Below are 24773 nucleotides of genomic sequence, written 5' to 3' on the forward strand. Positions count from 1 at the left end.
ATAAGTAACTAAAAAAACGACTCTAGCCCTGAATCATTAAGGATATTTACTGGTGACAGTTCAGCAATACTGATATTTATGCTGCTTTTTTGTATTAGTGGACTTTTCACTCCTGGCGTCAGCTACCAGTCAGCGATTTTATATGAGCAGGAAAACTGGCATTTTGCAAAGCTTGAACAGTTATTCTAGAATCTTGTACGCAAAATTGCCAACCCAAGCGAACAAGTTTACGAGAATTTTCAGTTTGGATAATTCCGATCACTGGCATTTTTGCCTTTTCTTTGTCTCCTGACTGTTCTTGCAAAATTGTTTTCAAGCGATGTAGTTCTTCGATATTACCTGCTTGCTGGGGATTTAACTCCACCATCACCATTTGTACTGTTTCCACCGGTTCTGCATCTTCAAGGATAAATTGAGTTTGCTCATCGCGTCGATCTACTTTTCCCCAAATAATCAATCTAGTATCAACAACGAGTAAAGAACTAATACGTTCATAAGTTTTGGGAAAAACTACAGCTTCTGATTGTGTAGTTAGGTCTTCTATTTGCAAAATTGCCATCTGATCGCCTTTTTTAGTAACCACTTTTTTCACGTTATTTAACATGACAACTGCACAAAGCCTTATTTCTTCTCTTTGTTCTCCCAGTTGCGAAAGGTTAATTGCAGTCAAAAGTGGTGCTATTTGCCGTAAGGATTTCAGTGGATGATCTGATACATAAAAGCCTAATAATTCTTTCTCCTTCTGCAACTTTTCCTGTGGGTTAAAATCCATTACAGCTTTAGATTTGGGAGCAGTTTCAAAGGCATTATTTGCTCTTTTATTCTGAGTCGAGGAAAATCCGTCGCCTAATAAATCAAACAGATTCCCTTGACCACTAGCTCTGTCTTTAGCACGAGATTGTGCCCAATCATACACTAATTCTAAGTCGTTAATTAACTGTTGGCGGTTGGGTTCAATTTTGTCAAAGGCTCCACAATAAATCAGCGATTCGAGAGTGCGGCGGTTAACAGCACGTAAATCCACACGATCGCAAAAATCAGCGAGGGATTTAAACTCTGCTGTCTCATTTCTCGCCTCCAAAATACAGGCGATCGCATTCTGTCCCACGTTACGCACCGCCGAAAATCCAAACAGAATCTTTCCTGCTGTCGGCGTAAAATCAACACCAGAACGATTAATATCTGGCGGATCTATGGAAATACCCATATTTGTACAGTTAGTAATATATCTCTGTACCTTATCAGTATCGCCACTGTTAGCTGTTAACAGTGCCGCCATATATTCCAATGGGTAATTAGCTTTTAAATATGCTGTTTGATAAGTTACATAACCATAGGCAGTCGAATGGGATTTATTGAAACAATTGGAAGCTATTAAGCCATTTTTGATCGCAAAATTATGGTCAAGCTCAACTCCAATGTCATAGACATTTTGTTGGCCTAAATATTTACGTCTGGCTATTTTGATCATCCTAACCTATCCCCGAAAAAAAAATTTGCGAAATTAATTAATTGAAAAAACGATGACAATTGTAGCTCTAGTAATACCTATAGTACATAATTATATCACTAGAAAACACTGCTATACTCTTACACAAAACTAGCCAAAATATCTCAAAATTTTGGTAAATTATGACATAAACAGTTAATAGCCGTATGGTTGCAGTTTTGAAAGTTTATTAAACACATTCCAATACAGATTAATCTGCTTAAGTAAGTCGGCGAGAAAAATTCAATGTATATGAAGAAATATATTCTTGTTGTAGGGTGTGTTACGCCGTAGGCTAACGCACCTTGAATCGTTGATGGTGCGTTGCGCTGCACGACAACGCACTCTACATTTAAATTTCTTAACATAGCTTGAAATATTAGCACCGACTTACTTAGTCAAATGCCTGGGGAGTCGGGAATAAGCTGTTGATCTCTTAGCTGGGGAGAAAAGTTTTCCCTTCTGCACCCCGCCCCTCTGCCTCTTTCCAATGCCCAATGCGTCAGTTACTATCGTTGAAAAGCAACTCGGTATAAAAGGGTGTGGGTAGGTGAAAGTAGCGCTGATCGTAATTTTGGCGGTGGTTGTAGGATTATTTGTGGTAGTCGAGATCGGACTGCGATCGCTCTTTGGCTTTGGTAATCCCTTGATTTACATTGGCGATGAGCAGATTGGTTATTTATTGGCTCCTAACCAGCGTACCCGTCGTTTTGGTAATCGCATTGAAATTAATGAGTATTCTATGCGAGGTAGTCCGCTCAAACAGACGCCTGCACCTTATGGGCTGCGAGTCCTAGTGTTAGGGGATTCTATTGCTAATGGTGGCTGGTGGACAGATCAGACTAATACAATATCCAGCCTGATGATGCGTTCTCTGGCATCATCTAATAATAGTAATTATCAAGAAGCAGAAGTGTTGAATGCTTCAGCTAACTCTTGGGGGCCAAGGAACGAGTTAGCTTATTTACAAAAGTTTAGCAATTTCAACGCGCAAGCGGTAGTGTTATTAATTAATACCGATGATTTGTTTGCTACTTCTCCCACTTCTTTACCAGTAGGACGCGATCGCAACTATCCTGATAGTAAACCTCCTTTAGCATTAGTGGAAGTGTGGCAACGTTATATCGTCAAGCAAAAGCCAATTCCCGAAATGAAAGCAGTGGATAATGAAGCAGGCGATCGCGTTGGGATTAATCTGGAGGCGATCAGCAAAATTCAAGCCCTAACTCGCCAAACAAACAGCCAATTTCTGCTATTCATGACTCCCTTACTGCGAGAAATTGGTGAACCAGGCCCCCGCGATTACGAAATTAAAGCACGCCAGCGCTTGAACGATTTTACCAAAGCACAGCAAATTAACTATATAGACTTTTTACCGATATTCAATTCAACTACCAACCCGCAAGCTTTGTATCATGATCATATTCATCTGAACTTGCAAGGTAATAAATTTGTCAGTGAAGTTATGGAGCGATCGCTTTTGGAAATACTAGGGGAGGCATCACTTCCTCAATAATGACATGAACCACTAATTTAACTGAACAATATTGCGTTATATCCCACAAACTAATTTGTCGGTTTATGCCTCAAGCGATTGAATGATACTCAGTAGCGGCTCAGGCGTATATGGCTTAGTTATAGTATCCCACATTCTGCACTTCGTTTTTTAATATGTAAATATTACAAATATTGGCCTAATGGTAGTTCAATAGTGATGTCTACGACGAGCTACTCCTAAGCCAAAAACCTCACAAATAGCAGTGTTAATATTTAATAATATCAACCATCCCGCATTCGATTGCTCACTCAATACAAGTCATTTTGGTAACCCACATTCCGCACTTCAAAATGCAATACATTGATGTTTCAAATAATATTACTAGTACGAACCGTTTGAAGTCGGTAGGACTTACGCAAAACTACACGCGTTCTGGGGCAATTTATGTAGACGCATACTCCTACGGAGAAGCAAGCTACGCGGAGCGTCTCGTAGAGAAGCGGTTTCCCGCAGGGTATTGCCCCTACCTAAAAATCTTTCTTTTCGGCTATTGTTTGCGTAAGTCCTGGTCGGATTTGTTTTGATGAAGCGACACAATTTAAATCCACTTATTCCCGGCATTACTACATCAGTAACAATCGCAACTGGCTTTGATTCTAAGATTATTTATAGAGCTTTTTTGGCACTATTCGCCTGAATGATATTGTAGCCCCTATCGCTGAGATAATGACTAATTAATTTCAATTCACTCAGACAATTTTCTATAACCATAATGGTAGCGGTCCAGGTAATACTCTACCTTAAATCTCCAAAAAAATATGTTGCTTAAGTGGAGTTATTTTTTAGATGAGGAAATTAAACAATATGTTGAAAGATTACTTTTAGTAGATCCCCTTGTGTAAAAGGCTTGGCTAAATAGCCTGATGCTCCGACCATCTTAGCTTTAGCTCTATCTATAAATCCTGATTTTGCTGACACCACAATCACAGGTGTATTTTTAAAATGTGAGTGTTTACGCAGCAAAGTGCAGAGTTCATATCCGTCCAAATTAGGCATCGAAATATTTAACAAAATTATGTCGGGTTTTGTGCGAACAATCTGCATTAAAGCTTTCAAAGAATCGGTAACTCCCACAACAGAAAATGTTTGCTCATCTAAATAACTTTTAATAGCATTCAATACCGTCAGACTGTCATCAATACAGAAGATTGTGTAGATTTTTTTGTCAGCAGGCGGTTGGATGATTCGCTGACCCCTATGATCATTAGTATTAATAGAGTAGGCTGCTGGTTTATAGCCGTTTGTTCTAGGTAACTTTGGTGTAGTTTTGGCTTGAGGTTGTAGCTGATTTATTTGGAACAATTGTGGGGGGTGCGATTGATTAGTTGGCGATGTCTCATGATAAGCTAATTCTCTACGAGAGGCTTCTCTACAAGAAACTTCGCCAACGCCAATGTCAACGCCAACGCTTCCGGGCGTTTGACATCGTTCAACTAGTAAGCGGAGATTTAGATAACAAAACTTTGGCATGTCATCCAGAAAGCTCTCGGGAATAAATTCATAACTCCCCTGTTCTAAGTTCAGAAATGACTCCAGAACTTCTAGCGCCAATTGCTCTATCAGTATCGCCGCTTGAGAAGGACTGATATATTTCTGATTGACTAACCAGCAAATAGCCAGATAATCTGGGTTTGGCATTGCCTGATTTTCAATACCAGTTTCAAATATTGCCCGCAACTGTTCTTTGATTCCGCCAGGGAGAGTAGAAATTTGCTGACTCAAGCGTTGCAAATTCCTGTAAAGCGGCTCAAACATTTTCTCTGAGTAGCAGGCATAAATTAGTTTACCCTCGTCCATATATATTGACCAAGAGCCTGACGTGCTAAACACCTGCAAACAACCAGTAACTGACTTACCAGTGATTTTTTTCAATAGAGATAGGGGCTGGAGCTTTTGGAAAAATCTGTATCTACTAATCGGAAGTGTCTTCATTGGGATGGCTTTGGAATAAAATTAACATTTGCAGGCAAAATTAGTGAATTACCTTTTCGGAATTCACCGCGACTTTGTTGGGAGCACTGTCAGATAAATATAGCGGTCACATTTGAGTTAGTACAGAGATTCCACACCCCCCAACTCCTAATTCACCAATCTCTGTTAAGCTATAATGCACGAAATACAACTAAACCAATTCATGCTATTGCCCAATAGCAAAATTGCCCGACTGGTTGCCAGGATATAGTATTTCAAAAATTAGATTGGTTTTCTGTATCTTTTGCTAATCTAGCCAATTTAACAGTAACTCAAGTGCGACGCACAGACCATTGGCTCTCGCCCATCAGTCACAAAAGCATCATTGTTATCCGTATTTGGCAGCTTAAAATTGCAGATACTTTAGTTCTCTTGCAAAAGTTTTTTTGCCCCTAATGCTAAAGTCTGGAGCGACCAAAATCTCCTGTAACGTAGAGGTAAATCGCTCTCCCTCAAGGCTTTTAGTCCGCGCTGACCAACTATGTTTTTGTAGCCGTGACGAAAGTCGTCCGGTACTTTTGTTAGAAGTTTATTCTTGAGAGAAACTTCATCAAGAGAAAAAGTATTATTAAAAACTAAGCATTCAAAAAGTTCAATGTCTTACTTAGGTTTGTGATTGTAGAGCAACTCTTAGTGTTGGGATTGGGCAAAATTATCACTTGCACAACAAGAATGGTAAACTCCGACCAAGTATGAGTTCGCTGATAATTGCCGCCATGATGGTGTGTGGTGAGATGCACGGGCGACCAGATCAGCAGAAGGGAATCTCTTCATAAGTACTGGAAACGGGTTCTAATGTTGTGTGGGGCTAAATAGTCACCTTGCACAATTTGGAGTCACAAATTCAAGAATTTACAGTTAATTCTTGATTGGTAGTACATACCTGCAAAATAGCTATTTTCAGCTAGATGGTAGATAACAAGTAACGTACTCACTAAAATTCAGGTTACTATAATTTTCAAAAAAAGTTAGCAGAAATATATAAACTTCATGATAAATCAGTAAAGTCAACATGAAAACTAATTAATATAATCTTCCAGTATTTATTTGTTCAGATGTCCTGAAAGGCTGAAAATGTACAGTAAAAGATAATTTTGTATGCTTATTAAATTACACTTATAAATGAATCATTTTATGGTAGCAATTTGCCCGAAAAATCTCAAGTTTTAAAAGTCACAAATATAAATATAAAATTGTCCGCGTTCGCATTCATTAACCGATAAGGTATATGTAGCAAAAAGACGCAAAGAATTTATTTGCGTCTTCGGCGTGAGATTTAGAAGTAGACATTCTCTCCGTTAGACTTCTCCATCTACTTAAAATTGCTCCCGCCAGCACCAGCTTAAAAGTGTGCCGCCTACTACCAGCTTAAGTACTTCCAATACCCAATAACTGCCGTGTAGTAAATTCATTGTTGATGGAATAGCAGCAGCAGCTTCAAATAGGTTGAGTTGAACTCCTATAGCGCACATTTGGGGAGTTAAGAAATAGGTATCAAGCATAGCTATAGTTAGTAGCAGCCCAGATAAAACAATACTGCCAATACGCCAGTGATATCGGGTTTTGCCCAAAGCTAGTGCCCCAGTCAATACTACAGCAGCAGATAATAATTCCATCCGATTGAAGTTCCAAAAAATCGTATAGCCTGCTGTCGTAAAACCAGCTTGACTCATCATCCCAGAAAGATAAGGCTAGGCATAATTACCCAGTCTAAAACTAGACTAGCACTGAGCCAAAAGCCCAAAGTCAATATGATCGCGGTTTGCCAAATTGGCCGTTTGAATTCAAGGTTAGAAATAGCAGTCATAAAATAATTGCGCCTGTTTATATTCTTAGTTTGTAACTTCATTGGCAGTTTGACAAGTAATATCAACTAACCTTTACAAAGCCATTTCTCTTAATTCATTCTTAATCCAATACCAAGATTTTTTAAACTTAGTTAATAAATATTAAGATATTTTAAAAATTAATTTACATATATTTTGTCTGTTAGAAATACTCAATTTTTTTATATCGGAGGAACCAAGAATTTTTTATCCATGAATAATCTCTGGGCCGACGATAATCCTGCCATCACCTAGAATAGTATTTTGGAACAACGCATTGTTAATGTAACCGAAATCACTTAGGTAAGACCCTGTGAGGTTAGCATTTTCAAATCTGGCACCAACTATGTCAGCATCAGTCACATTAGTACCCTCCAAATTAGTACCAATGAATCTAGCCAGACTCAATTTGGCATAGCTGAGGTTGACCCCACTCAAATTAGCCCCACTCAAATTAGCTGCCAACAGATTAGCTCGACTCAGGTTAGCGCCGCTCAGGTTAGCCCCACTCAAGTCAGCCTCTTCCAAATTAATCCCACTAAAGTCTCTCTCTCCAGCAGCATAACGCTTGAGCAATTCTTCAGCATCCATAACTCACCTCTTGCATCAATTACCTTTTTTACCTCGTTCCCAGTTTCTGACTGGGAATGGCTAATGTGAGGCTCCGCCTCCCGAATTTGCGTCAGAGCCGCTTTTAATGCATTTCCAGCCTCTGGCTGGAAACGATAAAATAGTGGTTTATATGTAGTATAGGGAGATACCTCTCAAAAATAATAATTAAAGGTTTGTGGTGAGGGCTTCAGCCCTCTGGTGCGTCCGCTACATTTAAGTTATTTTTGGCAGTAGCACTCACTGTTGTTGAGTGCGAATTCTTCCACAGGAATGGAGCGTCAGAAATGGTACTTATTTTTCCTGAAATGTCCAGACTCCTTTATCCCAATCGGAATCTGTTGGAGGTGATTGTAACCAATGCTGACAACGCAACAGATGCAACATAGCAGCTTTGTCATGGTTGTCTGCTGCCAAGACTTTGGCAAACTCAGCCCTGGCAAGGGAAAACTCCCGCTTGAGGTAATACTGGCGCCCTTTGTCATAGTGCTCAATCACTTGCAATTTTTCGCTTTCAATAGGATTAGAACGCAAACCCACTAATTCATATATAGCTACTGGCTCATTTCTGCCCTTGACACGAATGTAATCTAGTTCCCTAGCCCAAATATAATCTTGGCATGGTTTAAAAGTGTTATGGCTAATAATAATATCGCAACCATACTGTTTACTAACACTTTCTAATCGGGAGCCAAGATTAACGCCATCGCCAATGGCGGTAAATTCCATCCGTTTACTAGAGCCAATATTCCCACTAATCACGGTATCAGAATTGATACCAATGCCGATCTTGATTCCGGGCTTATTAGCTGCGTTGCGACGTTGATTAAATTCGTGCAACCGATCGCGCATTTCTAAGGATGTTTGCACTGCCATCCAAGCGTGTTCTTCCAACGGTAGAGGAGAACCAAACACAGCCATGATGGCGTCGCCGATATATTTGTCAAGGGTGCCTTTATGTTTAAAGACTGCCTCCACCATTGATTCAAAATATTCGTTGAGCATACTCACCACTTCTTCTGCTTCCAAGTTTTCCGTCAAAGTGGTATAGCCGCGAATATCGGAAAATAAAATCGAAACTTCTTTGCGATCGCCTCCGAGTTTAGCGTCATCCAATTTCAGCAATTCTTCGGCTAATTCCTGGGTCATGTAGCGGTACATTGTACTCTTGAGCCGCTTTTCATCACTGATATCTTCCATCACCACCAGCACCCCACGCACTTGCTCTTGATCGCTAGCATCGGCAATTGTGTTAATCGATAAATTAATACTGTGTTGCTTTACACTAGTACTTAGGAGTGTGCGATCGGGGTAATATTGCTGGCGGTCTTTTAAGTCAACTGCATGTAAAGCATCCTGATACCACTTGCTAAAGTCACCTTCTTTGATAGCGATGACATCATTAACTAATTTACCTTCTAACCGGTCTTCTGGCTCCAGTCCTAGCAAACGCTTGGCACTTTCATTGGCGGCGATAATTAATCCAGTTTTATCAGTCGAAACAACTCCATTGGAAAGACTACGCAGAATATCCCGTTGCATTTGTTCTTGTTGCTTGACTGTGGCAAACAACTGGGCATTTTGCAGCGCTACTCCCGCTTGAATATTAAAAGCTTCCATGAACTCTTCATCGTTGCGGTCAAAGCTAGCTTGGAAGCAGTCGGGAGCTTTCGGCCAATCAGCTGGATTATAAGGCGGAAAATCACCAGTTTTCTTTTTATTTACGAGTTGGGTAACGCCAATTAATTGTTGATCGGCGTTAAATACTGGCATACAAAGCAAGCTACAGGTACGATAACCATTTTGCTGGTCTAGTAGTTGGGCTGTCTCTGAGTCAGGATCGTAGTACAAATCAAAGGCAATATTCAGCTTCTTGCCAGAAGCCGCCACTAAACCAGCAAAGCCTTTACCTATATGTACTCGCAACTCCTTAGTTGAACCATTGTCCTGGGTGATTTTCGTCCACAATTCATCGCGATCGCGGTCTATTAACCATAGGGTACTGCGATCGGCATTCATCAGTTCCTTGGCTTCATCCATTACCCGCTTGAGGGTGTCTTCTAAGTCGAGACTGCTTTGAGAGAGGGACTTGATCGCCTTCATCAGCGCCGCCACTGCTCTTTGTTTTTGAGTGGCTACATAAAAAGAGCGCGAAGATTCTAAAATCAGGCGAATTGAAGGTGCAAATTCTTGAAATAATTGTTCGTCAGCATAGATAAAACCTTTGATATCAATGCGCTGTCCAAGTGGAGCATCGTGATTATGATCAGATTTTAATTTATTCAGTAATTGCACTACCGCAACTAACTGTCCATGTTCATTCAACAATGGCAAAGCCAGCATGGTGTAGGTGCGATAGCCAGTTCTTTTTTCTTGTTCTTGGGCAAAATGCGATCGCGGGTCACTATAAAAATCAAACGGAATATTGATAACTTGCTTGAAGGTGGCGACTTCCCCAGCAATGCCTTTATCAGCGGGAATGCGGATTTCTAAAGAGCGATCACCCTCCCCCTCAGCCAGAATTGACCAGAGTTCTTGTTTTTCTTCATCCAATAAAAATATTGTCGTCCGGTCTGCCCCCAGTAATTCCCCGGTTTTCAAGGTAATCGAATGCAACATTTCTTGCAGAAGAGTTTCAAACCCGTGAGAATCCAGCATTGACAGGGTTTGATGAACAATCTGTAATTTTTGCTCGACATCCTGAACGACCTGTTTAAAAGTATCCTGAGTCAGGGGAGCAAGAAACGTAGAAAAAGTTCCTTGTCTTGTGGCAAGAGCACCCACAGGAGCAGAATTTGCTTGTAATTCGCGGTTTTCTTGGTTGTGAACACCAATAATCAAATCGGTGGTTTCCCCACAACTTCCTTGATACACTGACATAATCGGTATTTTATATAGCAGGATGAGATTTTAGATGTAACAATGAAATTTAATTTATGTAAGTGGTGCTAAAAGCAACAGTTGTTTGATATTATCCATAGTTTAATCGCTTGTTTAGCTAGCGTCATCCTGTGGAGTCAGGTGGAAGTCGATTATCAACAAGCGTGGTATGACCAGAGTGCAAATGCAGTAATACTCCGAATGCCTGCTACTGTTTACACACAAGTGTTCTAGAGTTGCCTGACAAGCTTTTGATCCTCTATGGAATAGGACTTACGCACGAGTAACGGAATAACGTAGACGCAAAGCGGCTTGCCGCAGGCTACCGCAGAGGCGCACAGAAGCCAGTGCGTTGCGGTGAATCCAGCGCTCTCCTTCGGGAAATCCGCCGGAGGCGACTGGTGTTAGCGTAGCGGTAGCGTTAGCGTCCCTTGCGCGTCTCGTAGAGAAGCGGTAGCGATAGCGCAGCGTTAGCGACTGTGCGTAGCGTCATCCGAAGGGGGGTTCCAAGAGTTGTAGCAACTGGCGCGACACACAGAGAAGTCTGAGCGTCGGCTGATGGAGTTGTCGTGCGGCCAAACACTTCCCCGTTGATAACTAATTGGGTTATAAACTGCATTTTGAGATGAAAGAGTCCTTTAGATTTTAGATTTTGGATTGAACAATCTAAAGTCCCAAAGACGCTCGAACGCGAACAGCGTGGCGCAGACAAGACTCGGTTTAGCTGCGCGATCGCAAATCCTTGCATTGAAAGGGCAGGAGGCAGAAGGTAGATGTACAGTAAGTAGCTTTACTAGTCCCCAGTCCATAGTATCTTTTTTAACCATTCTCGGTAAACACTGGATACAAGGTATGCCACCATCGACAAATAGTGTTGCACCATCAGTAAGGTATTGTGCGACATAATTCTACATAAATTAGTCATGCTTTCGTCACAATTTTGCAATAGCTTTGCAATAACTTTGTCAATATAACGTGTGATGCTAAAGCTCTGGGTTAAAAAATCGGCTGACTCTATACTAAACACCCACACACTAGAGTCTACTGAAGAGAATCACTATAAGGGATTAACCCTTATAAGTAGGATGAATCTTCTAATCAAAATTGTCAGAATTCTCATAGTTAGAAGGAACAAAAAGATGAATTGGAAAGTACTTGCTTTGCTCCCTGCCTTGACTTTAGCGACTGCTGTGCCTGCTTACTCTTTAACCAATAATAAAAGCCACAATACGACTACTGCTACCCACATTGCCCAAAATATGCAGCAAGGCAACAGCATGAAAAAGGCTAATGCTATGCAAAAGCCTAATGCTATGCACAAGTCTAATAGTATGGCAAACCATAGTAGCGTACTGACAGTAGGTAGCAGAGGAGAGGCAGTTAAAACTGCTCAGAATCTTTTAAAGCAGCAAGGATTCTATACCGCAAGTGTGAATGGTGTGTTTGATAACAAGACACGTTCAGCGGTGATCAAATTTCAGAAGTCTAAAGGATTAAGAGCAGACGGAATGATTGGACGCCGGACTATGGCATCTCTCAAATAAAATGGTTTCAGCTTCCAATACCTTCGCCAAAAAAAGAGGATGAAGAGATAGGGTCGATGCATTCGTGACAGTTGAAGATGAAGTCAGTTTTGTCAGTAATAATAACGCTGTTAATTAAAGCGGTGCGTGAGTATCGAATTGAATATCATACGGAGGATTGAGGGTAAGAATGAGTGGCATTAGTGATTAGCTTATATACTACGCCGTCTCTGTAGGGTTTGTGCGAACGCGCAAAGGGCACTGCCCTTTCAGCTTCATCTCCTTGCGTGGAGTCCAATGCAAATTAACGTCTGTCTAATTCTCCAATTAGGGGGATGTTAAGCAGCCGAATTTTAGTCTACTCTAAATACCCTAAGAAGGGATCTTAGACAAAGAATATCTGCATAGATAAGAGTTAGGCGGCTTATGCTTTAGGGGATGAGCGAAAGACAAGGAGGGGAAGCCAGTGTCCGAGTTTGCAGACAAGGTAGCTATAGTCACCGGCGCGGCGACCGGTCTGGGCGAAGCCATTGCCGTCAAGCTATACGAGAACGGTGCGAGGATCATCCTTGCGGACATCGACGTCGTCCGGGCGCATGAAGTGGCCGGGCGGCTGGATTCGTCTGGCAAGCGCGTACATACGTGATCGAGACGGACGTATCCGATCATCGCGCCGTCGAGGCGATGGTGGCCAAGACGGTGGAGCGCTTCGGCGGGCTGCACATGGCGGTCAACAATGCCGGCTTCACCGGACCACACGAGATCAGCACCGCCGACTATGAGATCGAATGGTGGGTGGCATCGCGTGATCGCAGCCAATCTCGGCGGCATCTTCTTCGGACTGAAATACGAGATTCCGGCAATGATCCAAAGCGGCGGCGGGGCAATCGTCAACATGTCATCGGCCGCTAGCGCGGTCGGGATCGCTGGTATCGGTCCCTACGTCGCCGCAAAACACGGCATCGTCGGACTGACGAAGGCGGCGGCACTGGAATATGCCAACCAAGGCATCCGGGTGCTCGCAATTGGGCCGGGCTATGTTGACACGCCCAAGATGCGCGAATTGCCGCAGGAAGCGCGGGCGCAGATGGCCGCCTCGCACCCTTTAGGTCGCCTCGCACAGACGGAGGAGGTCGCGGACATGGTCAGCTTCTTCTTGTCAGAGCGTGCCTCCTTGGTCACCGGCAGTTTCCACCTGATGGACGGCGGCTACACTGCGTGGTAGCGATCGCAGATTCTTTCTTGTTGGGCTGAGTCTGCCAAACTCAAGAACATATTTTTGGCTGCATAGAAAATTATTCTTGCAGACGGGCAATTACACAGTGCATAACTTTAATTTCATTAACAATTCGATCCAGTTCTGTGGATAGGGGAGTTTGTTCTCGAACGGCTTGTAATGTGGGAGTTAAAGTGTGGGAATTTATGGCAATCTCTGATAATCGAGCAGTATGTAGCTGTTCAATTTTGTTGTGAATTGCTTCGAGATAGCTATCCAGCGCTGGTAACGGTTGGGGTGGCTGTCCCTGCCGAAGGGCATCTGCTAAGTTTTCCAGAACTTGGACAATGGTATCGGTAAGTTGCTTAAGTTCAGTAAATTGGTACTCGCCGCTAAATTCCCGCAGATGTTCTGCCAGAGTTGTAACCGAACTGAAAAAGCCACGAATATATACCATCAGCGTCATTACAGGTTCGATTTCTCCCTGAACGTGACGGGGTTCGCTGAACAATCGTTGAGCAGCGGCGTTAGCATTGGCGTTCTCTAGTGCTGCTTGATGGCGTAGCATGTTGATCGAATCAGCAAACAGATTATGTTGTGGATGGAGATAGTTAGCTATTACTTGCTGAAAGTAGGCAAGATTGGCTCGAATTGTCTTTTCCAGTTGTGCAGGAAGTTGCTGTCGTTCCCAACGAGGGAAAAGCAAATAGCTGCCAAGCAGTGCTAAGACACCCCCAGCCAAACTATCGAAGATCCGCAATACTCCAACCTTCCAGCCACCTGCACTAATAATGTTGAGTAGCAAGATGATGGCGGCAGTGAGTAGTATGGTGAATATGCTGTAGCTTAACGATCGCACCGACATCGCAACAAACACCAGCACCAGAAAACAGACTGCGATCGCCAATGGATTTTTAACTAGTAAAACCAGAGTAATGCCAATAATTCCACCCAAAATAGTGCCGATGACTCTTTGGACTGTTGTCTCGGAGGTTCCACCAAAGTTGGGTTTAAGTGCAACTAGAGCTGTGAGCGTTATCCAATAGCCTCTAGGTAGTTGCAATACTGAGGCAACTAATTCAGCAAAAGTTGTGATCAGTGCTAGGCGTAAGGCGTGACGAAATAGGACTGAATCAAAAGTGAAGTTATTTCGCAGCGGATCGAAAATTGTAGAACGCTCTGGTTGGGCTGGGGGAGATATATCTCGCTGGGCAATGCTGCTGCGCTGTTTTCCCTCGATTAAATCTTTAACAATCTCTGCATCAGTATGAATTTGCTCTGCTAGCTTTGTCAGACTAGCTGTAATCTTCCCCAGGTTGACTAGATCGGAATAGTCATCTGTCTGAGGATTTATTTTTTGACTGAGGACTTGAGAGCGCAGAACTTGCCCCTGGTGTTCCAGTGCTTCAATACTCCGATCCAAATCTCCCAGGTGAGGTGGGTTCTTTCCTTTGATGATCGCTTCTGATAACATTTGCAGAGCAATTGCCAACTGTTCTATCACTTGCTGAATTTCTTTCTGTAACCGAGAAAATAGTTGATGTTCGGATGCGATCGCCATTAGTTCGCTCAGTGCTACAACAGAATTGACAATTTGATTTACATCCTCGATTAACACCAGTAAATAATTTCCCCGCAGGTTAGCTCCTTTTTGCCTAGTCCAGATAGTTGTCCAGACGCTACGGGCAGATGTCAAGTTCTGAAAGACCATATCCTGAGCTTGCAAAAATTGCCGTGCCCACTCCTGACGAGCCTTTGGATTTAATCCTCTCTGGCTTGCCAAGTCCAGAAATTTGCTCAATGAGAGATAACAGTTAGCGACTATCTGCATTGCAGGTACGTAAGGACGCACCACCCACACTCCTAATGACAACACAGTTGTCCATGTTCCACCAGCCAGACATAGCGCACATTGCTCGATCAGAGTAGACAAATTGGAAAATGAAGCGAATCTAGCCAGCGAGATCACAAACATGATCGAAGTGACTAAGCTGACAGATGCAGCCACGTTGCCATAGAGGCTTGCTAAACCTGCTATAAATATCACCAAAAACGTCGTCGGGACAGCTAACCAGAGATGACTGCTAACCAGACTAGCGATCAGGAACATCATAGTCACTCCAATCGTAGCTGCGATCATCGCAGTCGCTCTCTGACGGTAGGCTCCGTCAACATTTACCATCCCAACGAACCAAGCTGCCATAGTGGCGATCGCACTTGCAGCAGTATGACCTGTAATCATTCCAACTCCAATCGGGACACCCAGTATAAAAAGGCTACGCAATCCGGAGAAAATAGCGGGCTTACCTGGCTGGAGTTGAAACTGTTGTAACAACCAACTCAAAGGACGTTTATCTGTAAATGGCATTATTAGACTGGCGACTATAACAAAGCAGATCACTTCTTACAGCATTTTAGCCAGATATAACTAATATACTGTGGCGTCAGTTTGCCTACCTTTAACAACTTGCTCAAGCAATTGTCTAGTTAATTGAGATGCTAGCAGGATTTATGCCCCCGCTATACTAGTAGTCTGTGGACTATCTCATTAAATTATGATGGGTGAACTCATTCTTAATTTTTCTTCCTTTGCGCTCTTTGCGTCCTTCTCTACGAGACGCTGCGCGTAGCTTGCTTCTCCGTAGGAGTATGCGGTTCGTTTCTCAACCTCCTCAAAATTAATGAGACAGACCACTAGCCCGATTCTGGCAGAAAACTTAAAGAGAGCTTAAAACCGCGACCTTTTAAGGCGGAAGTTTCATTTCCGCTTTCCGATCTTAAGAATTTGGAGGGGCAATTGACTGACATCGTAGTTGGCTTAGACTTGGGTACAGGAGGAGTGCGGGCGATCGCGGTTGACCTGCAAGGGCAAATTATCGCTCAGACAACGAGAAGTTATCCCCTGTTAACTCCACAACCCGGCTGGACGGAACAGAACTCCTCGGATTGGGTGGAAGCAAGTTTGGATTCTCTGTTCGATGTTACTCAACAGCTAAACGGATACCGAGCGATTGCCCTCGGTTTGTCTGGACAAATGCATGGCATGGTTCCTCTCGATGCCCAAGGCAAAGCGCTCAGACCGGCAATTTTGTGGAATGACCAGCGCACGGGTAAAGCTGTTGCTGAGATTGAAGCCACCATTCCCCGTCAGGAGTTGATCTGGCGTACTGGAAATCCGGCAATTACAGGGTTTCAACTGCCGAAGCTCCTATGGTTGCGGACTGAAGAACCACAAGCCTATACTCAGTTGTGGCAGATTCTTTTGCCAAAAGATTATCTGGGATATGTGCTAACTGGCGAGGTAGTGACAGAACCATCTGATGCCTCTGGTGTCGGCTGTCTGAATCTGGCAAATCGGCAATGGGATACAGATATTCTCCATGCTCTCGATATCAATCCAGCGTTGTTCCCCCCAATAATAGAATCTACCGCGATCGCCGGACGGCTAAAATCAGAAATAGCTGCCCGCGTAGGATTACCTGTGGGATTACCTGTAGTTGCAGGCGGAGGTGACAATGCAGCAGCAGCGATCAGTTTGGGTATCTCATCAAGCAACCTGAACCGGGGTAGTTTGAGTATTGGTACATCGGGAGTTATCTTTGCACCGTGCGATCGCCCAATTCCCGATCCAGAAGGTCGGGTGCATTTGTTCTGTCATGTGGATGGTGGCTATCATCTGCTGGGAGTGACGCTGGCGGCAGGTGGTTCTCTGCGTTGGTATCGAGATACATTTGCACCGCATATATCCTACACCGATCTTATGGATATGGCAGAGCGATCGCTGCCTGGTGCCCGTGGTGTTCTATTTCTGCCCCACCTTTCAGGAGAGCGCAGTCCCCACCTCGATCCAGAGACTCGTGGTGCTTTAGTGAATTTGTCATTAGCTCATACGCCAGCAGATATAACTCGTGCTGTTCTAGAGGGGGTTGCATTTAGCTTGCGGTCAGTCTTGTCAGTCATCAGGGCGATCGCTCCCGTTGATCAACTCTTAGCAACGGGTGGAGGCGCACGCTCTAACGTCTGGTTACGAATTTTGGCAGATGTTTTGCAAACAGAACTCATTGCTCCCAAAGCCGAAGAAGGGGCTGCTTACGGAGCAGCTATTTTGGCAATGGTGGGGATTGGTGCCTACCCCAATTTGGAAGCTGCACTCAATATCTACGCGGAGGATCGGAATGTGGTACAGCCGCAGGCAAATCCTTTGTATGAAGCAGGGTTTAAGCGCTACAAGCTACTTTACGATACCTTGAAAGCTGTTCGTTGACAGAACACCATTGCCAAAAGCAGGATTAATCCACCTGTGCTAAGTAGGTCGGCACGAAAAAACAAAATTATGTAACCCACATTTGGCAAGAGTAAATCTACTCAAAATTTTTACCCTGTCAATTCGCTACGAACTTATGCAAAGCTCTACTAAAAATCAAGAATGAGCAGCACAAGATCCAGGAGTCAGCACAGAACTGTTGGGTATCGCAGTTGGTGCTTGAGCAACTAAAACCACGTTACCATTGGCATCTACTACCCATCCTTGGGCTTCCACAAGTTGAATAGGTTGATTGAGAGAATTAACTTTCTGTGGATTATCTTTTATGTGCCTTGGCTCCTGAATAACCGCTCTGTTTTGGAAACCGTTAGCAGGATTACTACCTTCTGGCTCCAGTGTTATCCAAGGAACCAACACTGCATCAGCCGTCAATGGTTCTGTAGGGCTAGATGCTACTCCTCCACGTCCTGTTATAGTAAATGAACTCCTTGCTAATTTTGTACCACCGTTGCAGCTAGCAACAATTTTTCTGGAAGCATCAACCACCTTTTCAGGCAGTTCCACTAATCCTTTACTGGGGTCAACATCTGGGGAGTTAATTTGTATTGTGCCATTGAGTCCAAACTGGGAACTTGCGGTAATGTCACTTTGGAGTGTATTGGATTTTCGACTCTGAATACCAAATATACCTGTGGTAGTTATATCAACTCTACCGCCGTTCCCTTTGTATGCATTAGCAGTGATATCGCTATTTTCACTATTGACGGCGACGATCAAGCCTGATGGAATATTAATGGTAATATTACCACCATCCCCAAATGTCTGGGCCAGACCTGCATCAGTGGATATTTGACTGTTGCGGCGCATCAGTAATAAGTCTTGTACCTGTAGCGTAATATTACCGCCTCGACCGAACTCACTTGTAGCTGTGAGTTTTCCTCCGTTATCCAACAGGATGAAGCGAGCGCTTAAATTTAGATTGCCTGCTTTTCCTAGATTGGGTACATTTCCTTCGTAAAATGACTTTAAAAGTTCACTGCTCACATTGATTACAGCCCCATCCCGGACAATCAATTGCTTTGTAGTGACACTGACTTCTCCAGCATCTCCGGAACCTAAAGTTCTGGCCAACAATCTGCTGGGATCTGTTGCTGAAGTTCCAATTAGCTCTACGGACTCGGAAGCGTTCACCGTTAAATTCCCTCCTACTCCTGTAGCTGGTCTAAATAGCCGCTGTGAAGAAGATTCCTGATCGAGGAAAACTCCGCTAGACTCTGTTGATGCTTCTGCCCCATCTTGGATACGCAACCTGTTAGTCTTGATTGTAATATCACCTGCCTTTCCGGCACCAAAAGTTGCCGTAGCTAATGTAGTTCTTCCAGTATTACTACCAACTAATTCTATGGACTCAGAGGCATTCACGATCAAGTTTCCCCCCACACCGTGGCCTATAATGGAAGTGAGTACTTGTGCGCCATCCCGAACAATTAATTTTCTACTGGTAATCATTAAGTCTTCGCCATTTTTGTCACCTCTAGTTTGCGTTAATAATAAAACACCATTACCAGCTAGCTCCACAGTGTTGCCTTGCAACTGGATAATACCGCCACCCTCACCACTGGTATCTACAACAGATGAAATATTAGAACCGTCAACAGTTCGCTGGAGTATTTGAATGTTCTGGAAATCCTTTACTCTTTCATATCCCAAAACCCAACCTTGGTTCGTTGAGTTCAAACTGACCAAACTATTGCTAGCGACACTTCCTAGTTCAATTTTTCCCGACTCTGCTGTTAAATTTCCACCCTCCAGCGTTATATCACCGCCTACCAATGCCAATGTTTTGCCTGGCTGCACTTCCAGATCTACACGAGAACTTGCACCATTTGGACTTGCTTGGGATTGATTGCGGATGGGAGCCGCAGTTGCTCCGAATTGTAAGCCAATGGGCACACTTACTGTTAGCAGGGGTATGGTTTGGGGGTTTGTAGCACTAAACCTAGTCCCATCAGCAAAATTTATACTACTTGCTGTACTCGCGACAAATGAACCACCAATGTTTAAAGAAGCATTCGGACCAAACATAATCCCGTTGGGATTAATCAGAAACAGGTTGGCTGTACCCTGAGTTTTAAGGGTGCCATAAATATTAGAAACATTATTACCCGTTACCCGGCTAATAATGTTCTGAACACCGTCAGCATTTTTAAACTCAGCCGTACTCCCTTCAGGTACGGAAAACTCCTTAAAACTGTGGAACAAATTACTTTCTACTCGGGTTCCACCTTCAATAATTTTGAGCTTGTCCTGTGTTGTAACGCGAGAATTTTCGGTTAAAGTACTATCTGGGGTAATTTCTGCAATAGCAGAGTTTGCAGAGAAGGCTATTACACTACCTATTGCAACTCCCAGACTTTTCAACCAGACCCAAAGATTACTCATAATAGATATTACTCTTTTTTTACGTGAGTTCGACGGGGTTGAAAACGACACAAAAAAGCTGAGACTGGTATTTAGAACAAAAATACGTATGGTGTCTCAGCGATGGAATCAATTGTATCTCGGCTGGATGTTAGCCAAATTTTTTGTGATGTGGACGATTTTTATAAACAGTGGAAAAGTATTTGGCAGCAAGTACCGCAGCTACCATCAATGATGGGGGAGCGACGCAGTAAGTCAAGGATGCACATAAGTGAAATGATGAGGATTGTAATAGCGTTTCATGCTACTCAAACCCCTCTACGCATAAATTTCACTTATGTGTATCTCGCCTCAATCCTCGTATCCCCTTATATATCAATCACAACAACGTTGATGCAGAGTACACCAGATGCAATCCAATTCGACGGTTTGCTGATCTGGAATCGTTTCTAAAGAATCCTGATCACTAAATTCAATTTTAGTTAGGTCAATACTACATTGAAACTTAAATTTCAAAGCCCCCTTTTCTTGTATACCATAATCCTCCGTTAGCTTGCTGAAGTTAGAGTTATTCAGAATCTCACTCATTTCTAGCTTGATCTGATCTTTTAACTGGTTTAGCTTTTGAGTATCCATGACTGTTTGTTTTTATTGCAGAGATATTTATGAAATTATATTGTATTATGAAAGAACTTCATGAGACTAATTAATAAAAAATATTTATATGATCATCTACAGCGAGAACTTGGCTTTTGTATGTGACATAATCTAGAACCCAATCACTCAGACAGCTTTCCTTTTCTGCTCTGGCGTGACCTCGCTTATAATGCTGCAACGTCAAGAGGTCGCTGTGACCAGAAATTTCTTGAATAGTTCTTAAAGGTATCCCAGCGCTAGACATCTGCGTAACGGCAGTTCTCCTAAACGAATGGGTGCTGACTCCTTCTACGCCAATGTGCTTGCAGGCATTCCGTAAAATCTTGTCTGCCACGAATCGGGTTAGACGCTTAGTCACACCACTCATACCGGGGGTAATCTCGACCAGCATTGCCATCGGATTGTCAACTATGAATATTATCAAGCTGAACAACTGTGTTCCACTGGTTCAGGAGCAGTAGAGTCAGCAATTTGAAGTCCTTGGCAAATGAATAAAAATCTCGCTTAACACAATGGAAAGCTGAAAATGTCAATCAGGTTGTGTCTGTATGTTGCGCTTACCTGAGGCTATTTAACTTAAGCCACGATTATTGCTAGTTATTCAAGAGGGTCGATAGTGCTATAAAATCCTTTCCAGAAACAAATCGAATCTAGCCAGTTCATACTTGAACAAGGCTTGCGATGGCGTACCCGCCCTTTCCGGTGGCGATCGCACCGTTTTGTTTGGCTGCAATTTTTCCCTGCGCCTAAAGTTGAATAAATGCAACACCTACTTGATAACCCAAAATAACCCACAACTTTGGTTAATATATTTTTGCCAAAGTGGGATGCTCCACAGCTCTACGAATCGCAAAAGTCTCGCTAAAAGACAGATAACACTCTGCTCAAGTATATTTTCTACAATACTCCATATTGAGCTTGCTTATTTAAATGAACTGTGATAAGTTCATTATAATTTAAACAACTATAAATCGATTGACTTACCGTAGTTTGTTTGACAGTATCACTACTCTAGTTAAGAAATTTGTTCTAACTAGGTAGTTGAAAACCTGATATCAGGTCATTAGTAACGTCTTTACGCCTATCAGCCAAAAGTTCTTTGTAGCGTTGTCCACTGGACATGATTGAACAATACATATTTGCAGCGTTAAAACTGCGTAGTTTACCGCCGTAGGCATCGCCTACCAACCCATAACCATAAATCATTTGTTGTCTGGCTAGTTTAATGGTGAAGCGATGTCTATCAACGAACCTTGACGCTCTGGTTTCTCGCTAACGCTTTCACCAGCAATGAGGCAGCACTGTGCGTCTACCCAATCCATACGTAGGAGTTGAAAATTATGGTGCAAACTTCTCTGGTTCGCCCCAGCAATCCCTTCCAACCACCGACGTTCGTCTCTGTTGAATCGGAGCGTCGCCATCGCCAAGAACGCTTGGCAGCAGCCTTTCGGGTATTTGCACGTTTGGGTTTTGCTCAAGGATTGGCAGGACACATCACTGCCCGTGATCCCGAACTTACTGATCACTTTTGGGTAAATCCCTTTGGGATACATTTCAGTCGCATTCGCGTATCAGACCTGATACTGGTGAATAGTGAAGGTCAGGTAGTTGAAGGTGAAGGCAAAGTTAGTCAAGCAGCGTTTGCCATTCACTCTCAAATCCACGAAGCCCGCCCCGATATCATAGCAGCGGCTCATGCCCATTCCTTCTACGGCAAAACTTGGTCATCTTTGGGGCGGTTGCTCGACCCGATTACCCAAGATGCCTGTGCTTTCTACCAAGATCATGCTCTATTTGATGATTTTACAGGCATTGTATTAGAGACAAGTGAAGGAAAACGCATTGCTCAGGCACTAGGCAGGAGCAAAGCTGCGATTTTACGCAACCACGGAATATTGACCGTGGGACACAGTGTGGATGAAGCAGCTTGGTGGTACATCAGGTTAGAGGATACTGCTAAAACACAATTGCTAGCAGAAGCCGTAGGAAAACCTGTCCTGATTGACCACGACATCGCCTTAAAGATACAACAACGCGGTGGTACTCACCAAGCAGGCTGGGGTGGATTCCAGTATTTGTGGGATGAAATTACCCATGATCAACCAGACTTGTTTGATTGATTAGGTATTGGGCATTGGGGATTGAGCATGGGGCATAAGTTATTCTCCTTATCCTCCTTGTCTGTTTCATCCCCCTCGTCCATCCCCAGTCCCCAGCCCCCACTTTCTAACTTTTCAGGAGAATTAATTATGCCAGTTGAGTTTATTGGATTGATCCGGACAAAACCGACTTCGGAATTAAATAGTACACCAGGTACTCTGGGCGATGACATCATTGATCCAGCTTATGTTCGTGAATTTGCCAAAGCCCATGAAGAAGGAGGCTTTGACAAAGTATTGATTGGCTATAGTTCTAGTAGCCCTGATGGCTTGACTATTGCTAGTTTTGCAGCTTCAGCAACCGAGCGATTGGGTTTTTTGATTGCTCATCGTCCGGGTTTTGTGGCTCCAACTCTGGCAGCTCGCAAGGCAGCTACCCTTGACCATTTTACGAACGGTCGGATAGCAATACATATCATTACTGGTGGCAGTGATGCTGACCAGCAGAAAGATGGCGACTGGCTGGATCATGACAGCCGCTACCGCCGTACCGATGAATATTTAGAAATCCTTCGTCGCATCTGGACAAGCGACACTCCCTTTGATTACGAAGGCGAATTTTACCGCGTCAAGGATGCTTTCTCTGCAATTAAACCGTTGCAAAAGCCCCACATCCCGCTTTACTTTGGTGGTGCATCTGGCCCAGCCGTACAAGTAGGAGCCAAACACAGTAATGTCTACGCCTTGTGGGGTGAGCCAATTGCCGCAGTTAAAGAACGAATAGCAGAGGTACGTGCTGCCTTACCACCTGGTCGTTCCGTTCGCTTCAGCGTCTCCCTGCGACCTATTCTTGGTGCTACAGAACAACAGGCTTGGGAGAAGGCACATAGGATTTTAGCGCGAATTCAAGAGTTGCGAGGAGGGGCGAAAATAGCTCTCCCAGCTAGACCCCAGGCGGTAGGGTCACAACGTCTGCTGGATTTTGCAGCAAAAAATGAGGTTTACGATAAGCGTCTATGGACACCGATCGCAGCAGCTACTGGTGCGGCAGGCAACACAACAGCTCTAGTAGGTACACCAGAACAAGTGGCAGAAGCTTTAGTTGATTACTACGATGCAGGTGTGACTACCTTGTTGATCCGGGGCTTTGATCCCCTAGAGGATGCGATCGCTTATGGGCGTGATGTCATTCCTTTAGTACATGCAGAAGTCGCACGGCGAGAACGGCAAACAGTTGGAGTAGGGAGTTAATAATCATGGTACAAACATCTGCGTCTACTAGAACCGTTGAAGTTAATCACAGTCAGTAGACCGAATACTTCTGCGATGCCTTCTGGTGCGTCCGCTACGCGTAGCGCCGTAGTCAAAATCAAGGAGCAAAGACGTTAATAGATGACATCCACCAAGCGCATCTATGGCTTGCTTTGGAGTCAAAAGCACCAGATGGGGGATTATGGAATGGACGAAAAGTTGCAGATTGGTTGAGTGAAGTTACAGGGACAAAGATTAGTAGATACAGAGGGTAGGAGATATTACGGCAGATGACTTTTAGGTTAAGAGTACCTAGCAACAATATCTTTGCCATTCGGTAGCACAATAAACTGCCAACTTAAAGTATGCATCTTTTTCTTTCCCGAATAGTATTGTTTCTGTTTTTCGTAGTCTACAGGTCTTGCTATAGCTTGTTCTGCGCTATCCACAATTAATTCGTATTCACCAAGTATTCGACGCAACTCTTGATATTTTTCACTATTTCCTTCTACTTCTTCTATTTGAGATGCTGGTGAGCCAGCGCGTTGCGGCGGTTCCCCCCGTTGTAACGACTGGCGAACCCGTAAGGGTAAGATATCTCTTAAAATTTCTACCCAATAATTAAAGGCATCATTCGCTTGAGACACTCAATGATTTGGAAGAAATTTTATTTCATCGCTGTCAAACTTTACTTCAACAGTAAGATTTGATTCAAAGGCTAACTAGTTTTCATTGGTGGATTAAAATCGGGGTTTAATCGTAAGTAATTTCCCGAACATGAATGATGGAGCAATTCTCTATAACCTTGAAACCAGCAAACGCAAAACCCAAACCGCTAGTTCAATCCGCAGCCCCACTGGGACATTCTCAGATAACCTAGCTCTGGCATTCTTCTTTTAAAATAAGTTCTTTTATTATTTTAGGAATAGGTTGCAGGAATAACAAAACCCTGCTCAAATGGTAATGAGGAGGGTTTTTGTAGAATTAAGATACCTGGCATCGAGCTATT

General features: G+C 43.4%; 21 protein-coding genes and 4 pseudogenes. 13 read left to right on the top strand and 12 right to left on the bottom strand.

Annotated features, from left to right (window positions below; translation table 11 throughout):
* Nucleotides 1–118 precede the first annotated feature (118 nt).
* Entirely contained in the window at nt 119–1471 is a 1353-nt protein-coding gene (locus tag V7K85_RS23190) for a helix-hairpin-helix domain-containing protein (protein ID WP_334816940.1), read from the bottom strand.
* A gap of 568 nt (nt 1472–2039) precedes the next feature.
* On the opposite strand from V7K85_RS23190, the gene V7K85_RS23195 reads away from it, so the two are divergent.
* Nucleotides 2040–3005, top strand: coding sequence for an SGNH/GDSL hydrolase family protein (locus tag V7K85_RS23195; RefSeq protein ID WP_334816942.1), 966 nt, complete (start codon nt 2040–2042; stop codon nt 3003–3005).
* A gap of 837 nt (nt 3006–3842) precedes the next feature.
* Here V7K85_RS23195 and V7K85_RS23200 read toward each other — a convergent pair.
* From V7K85_RS23200 to V7K85_RS23215, 4 genes and pseudogenes are all read right to left on the bottom strand, one after another.
* Nucleotides 3843–4979 (bottom strand): response regulator, encoded by a 1137-nt coding sequence (locus tag V7K85_RS23200; RefSeq protein WP_334816944.1) that lies wholly within the window; start codon nt 4977–4979, stop codon nt 3843–3845.
* Between the two features lie 1355 nt (nt 4980–6334).
* Nucleotides 6335–6825, bottom strand: a pseudogene (locus V7K85_RS23205) (hypothetical protein).
* A 226-nt stretch (nt 6826–7051) separates the two neighbouring features.
* The gene (locus V7K85_RS23210) at nt 7052–7435 is read right to left on the bottom strand and encodes a pentapeptide repeat-containing protein (protein ID WP_334816946.1); all 384 of its coding nucleotides are present in this window, start codon (nt 7433–7435) and stop codon (nt 7052–7054) included.
* Between the two features lie 312 nt (nt 7436–7747).
* Nucleotides 7748–10333, bottom strand: coding sequence for a GAF domain-containing protein (locus tag V7K85_RS23215; RefSeq protein ID WP_334816948.1), 2586 nt, complete (start codon nt 10331–10333; stop codon nt 7748–7750).
* Between the two features lie 81 nt (nt 10334–10414).
* Here V7K85_RS23215 and V7K85_RS23220 point away from each other — a divergent pair, with 81 nt between their 5' ends.
* The gene (locus tag V7K85_RS23220; RefSeq protein WP_334816950.1) at nt 10415–10567 is read left to right on the top strand and encodes a hypothetical protein; all 153 of its coding nucleotides are present in this window, start codon (nt 10415–10417) and stop codon (nt 10565–10567) included.
* Nucleotides 10568–10754: 187 nt separating this feature from the next.
* Here the strand turns inward: V7K85_RS23220 and V7K85_RS23225 are convergent, their stop codons facing one another.
* Nucleotides 10755–10952 (bottom strand): hypothetical protein, encoded by a 198-nt coding sequence (locus V7K85_RS23225; RefSeq protein ID WP_334816952.1) that lies wholly within the window; start codon nt 10950–10952, stop codon nt 10755–10757.
* An 80-nt stretch (nt 10953–11032) separates the two neighbouring features.
* On the opposite strand from V7K85_RS23225, the gene V7K85_RS23230 reads away from it, so the two are divergent.
* The 4 genes from V7K85_RS23230 to V7K85_RS23245 all read left to right on the top strand — a co-directional run bounded on the left by V7K85_RS23230 (nt 11033) and on the right by V7K85_RS23245 (nt 13081).
* Complete coding sequence (locus V7K85_RS23230; RefSeq protein WP_334816954.1) at nt 11033–11239, top strand: hypothetical protein; 207 nt, start codon at nt 11033–11035, stop codon at nt 11237–11239.
* A 233-nt stretch (nt 11240–11472) separates the two neighbouring features.
* Nucleotides 11473–11877 (top strand): peptidoglycan-binding domain-containing protein, encoded by a 405-nt coding sequence (locus tag V7K85_RS23235; RefSeq protein WP_334816956.1) that lies wholly within the window; start codon nt 11473–11475, stop codon nt 11875–11877.
* Between the two features lie 445 nt (nt 11878–12322).
* Nucleotides 12323–12502 carry an SDR family NAD(P)-dependent oxidoreductase gene (locus V7K85_RS23240; RefSeq protein WP_334816958.1) on the top strand — a complete coding sequence of 60 codons (180 nt, stop codon included), beginning with the start codon at nt 12323–12325 and terminating at the stop codon, nt 12500–12502.
* 132 nt (nt 12503–12634) lie between these two features.
* A complete protein-coding gene (locus V7K85_RS23245) occupies nt 12635–13081 on the top strand; it encodes an SDR family NAD(P)-dependent oxidoreductase (RefSeq protein ID WP_334816960.1) in 447 nt (148 codons plus the stop codon).
* Nucleotides 13082–13151: 70 nt separating this feature from the next.
* Here the strand turns inward: V7K85_RS23245 and V7K85_RS23250 are convergent, their stop codons facing one another.
* A complete protein-coding gene (locus V7K85_RS23250; RefSeq protein WP_334816962.1) occupies nt 13152–15440 on the bottom strand; it encodes an FUSC family protein in 2289 nt (762 codons plus the stop codon).
* A 429-nt stretch (nt 15441–15869) separates the two neighbouring features.
* On the opposite strand from V7K85_RS23250, the gene xylB reads away from it, so the two are divergent.
* A complete protein-coding gene (gene xylB / locus V7K85_RS23255) occupies nt 15870–17336 on the top strand; it encodes a xylulokinase (RefSeq protein ID WP_334816964.1) in 1467 nt (488 codons plus the stop codon).
* 156 nt (nt 17337–17492) lie between these two features.
* On the opposite strand, the gene V7K85_RS23260 is transcribed toward xylB, so the two are convergent.
* A complete protein-coding gene (locus V7K85_RS23260) occupies nt 17493–19778 on the bottom strand; it encodes a filamentous hemagglutinin N-terminal domain-containing protein (protein WP_334816966.1) in 2286 nt (761 codons plus the stop codon).
* Nucleotides 19779–19880: 102 nt separating this feature from the next.
* Between V7K85_RS23260 and V7K85_RS36620 the strand changes: the two are divergent.
* Nucleotides 19881–20066, top strand: a pseudogene (locus V7K85_RS36620) (IS982 family transposase); the annotation flags it as partial.
* 66 nt (nt 20067–20132) lie between these two features.
* On the opposite strand, the gene V7K85_RS23265 reads toward V7K85_RS36620, so the two are convergent.
* Together V7K85_RS23265 and V7K85_RS36625 are read right to left on the bottom strand one after the other, a co-directional pair.
* A complete protein-coding gene (locus tag V7K85_RS23265) occupies nt 20133–20393 on the bottom strand; it encodes a hypothetical protein (protein ID WP_334816967.1) in 261 nt (86 codons plus the stop codon).
* Between the two features lie 70 nt (nt 20394–20463).
* On the bottom strand, nt 20464–20811 hold the full coding sequence (locus tag V7K85_RS36625; protein ID WP_442940612.1) for a tyrosine-type recombinase/integrase: 348 nt from the start codon (nt 20809–20811) through the stop codon (nt 20464–20466).
* On the opposite strand from V7K85_RS36625, the pseudogene V7K85_RS23275 reads away from it, so the two are divergent.
* Nucleotides 20794–21011 (top strand): annotated as a pseudogene (locus tag V7K85_RS23275) (hypothetical protein); the annotation flags it as partial. The gene V7K85_RS36625 and the pseudogene V7K85_RS23275 overlap by 18 nt on opposite strands.
* A 432-nt stretch (nt 21012–21443) precedes the next feature.
* Here the strand turns inward: V7K85_RS23275 and V7K85_RS23280 are convergent.
* The gene (locus V7K85_RS23280; protein WP_334816968.1) at nt 21444–21620 is read right to left on the bottom strand and encodes a hypothetical protein; all 177 of its coding nucleotides are present in this window, start codon (nt 21618–21620) and stop codon (nt 21444–21446) included.
* Between the two features lie 134 nt (nt 21621–21754).
* Here V7K85_RS23280 and V7K85_RS23285 point away from each other — a divergent pair, with 134 nt between their 5' ends.
* The 3 genes and pseudogenes from V7K85_RS23285 to V7K85_RS23295 all read left to right on the top strand — a co-directional run.
* A complete protein-coding gene (locus V7K85_RS23285; RefSeq protein WP_334816970.1) occupies nt 21755–22534 on the top strand; it encodes a class II aldolase/adducin family protein in 780 nt (259 codons plus the stop codon).
* Nucleotides 22535–22663: 129 nt separating this feature from the next.
* Nucleotides 22664–23764, top strand: coding sequence for an LLM class flavin-dependent oxidoreductase (locus V7K85_RS23290; RefSeq protein WP_334816973.1), 1101 nt, complete (start codon nt 22664–22666; stop codon nt 23762–23764).
* A gap of 104 nt (nt 23765–23868) precedes the next feature.
* Nucleotides 23869–24036, top strand: a pseudogene (locus V7K85_RS23295) (IS630 family transposase); the annotation flags it as partial.
* 30 nt (nt 24037–24066) lie between these two features.
* On the opposite strand, the gene V7K85_RS36630 reads toward V7K85_RS23295, so the two are convergent.
* Nucleotides 24067–24411 (bottom strand): transposase family protein, encoded by a 345-nt coding sequence (locus tag V7K85_RS36630; protein ID WP_442940613.1) that lies wholly within the window; start codon nt 24409–24411, stop codon nt 24067–24069.
* A 130-nt stretch (nt 24412–24541) separates the two neighbouring features.
* Here V7K85_RS36630 and V7K85_RS23305 point away from each other — a divergent pair, with 130 nt between their 5' ends.
* Complete coding sequence (locus tag V7K85_RS23305; protein WP_334816975.1) at nt 24542–24664, top strand: hypothetical protein; 123 nt, start codon at nt 24542–24544, stop codon at nt 24662–24664.
* The last annotated feature ends 109 nt before the right edge of the window (nt 24665–24773 follow it).

It is taken from the genome of Nostoc sp. (genome assembly GCF_036917615.1).
In the GTDB taxonomy this organism is placed as follows: Bacteria; Cyanobacteriota; Cyanobacteriia; order Cyanobacteriales; family Nostocaceae; genus Nostoc.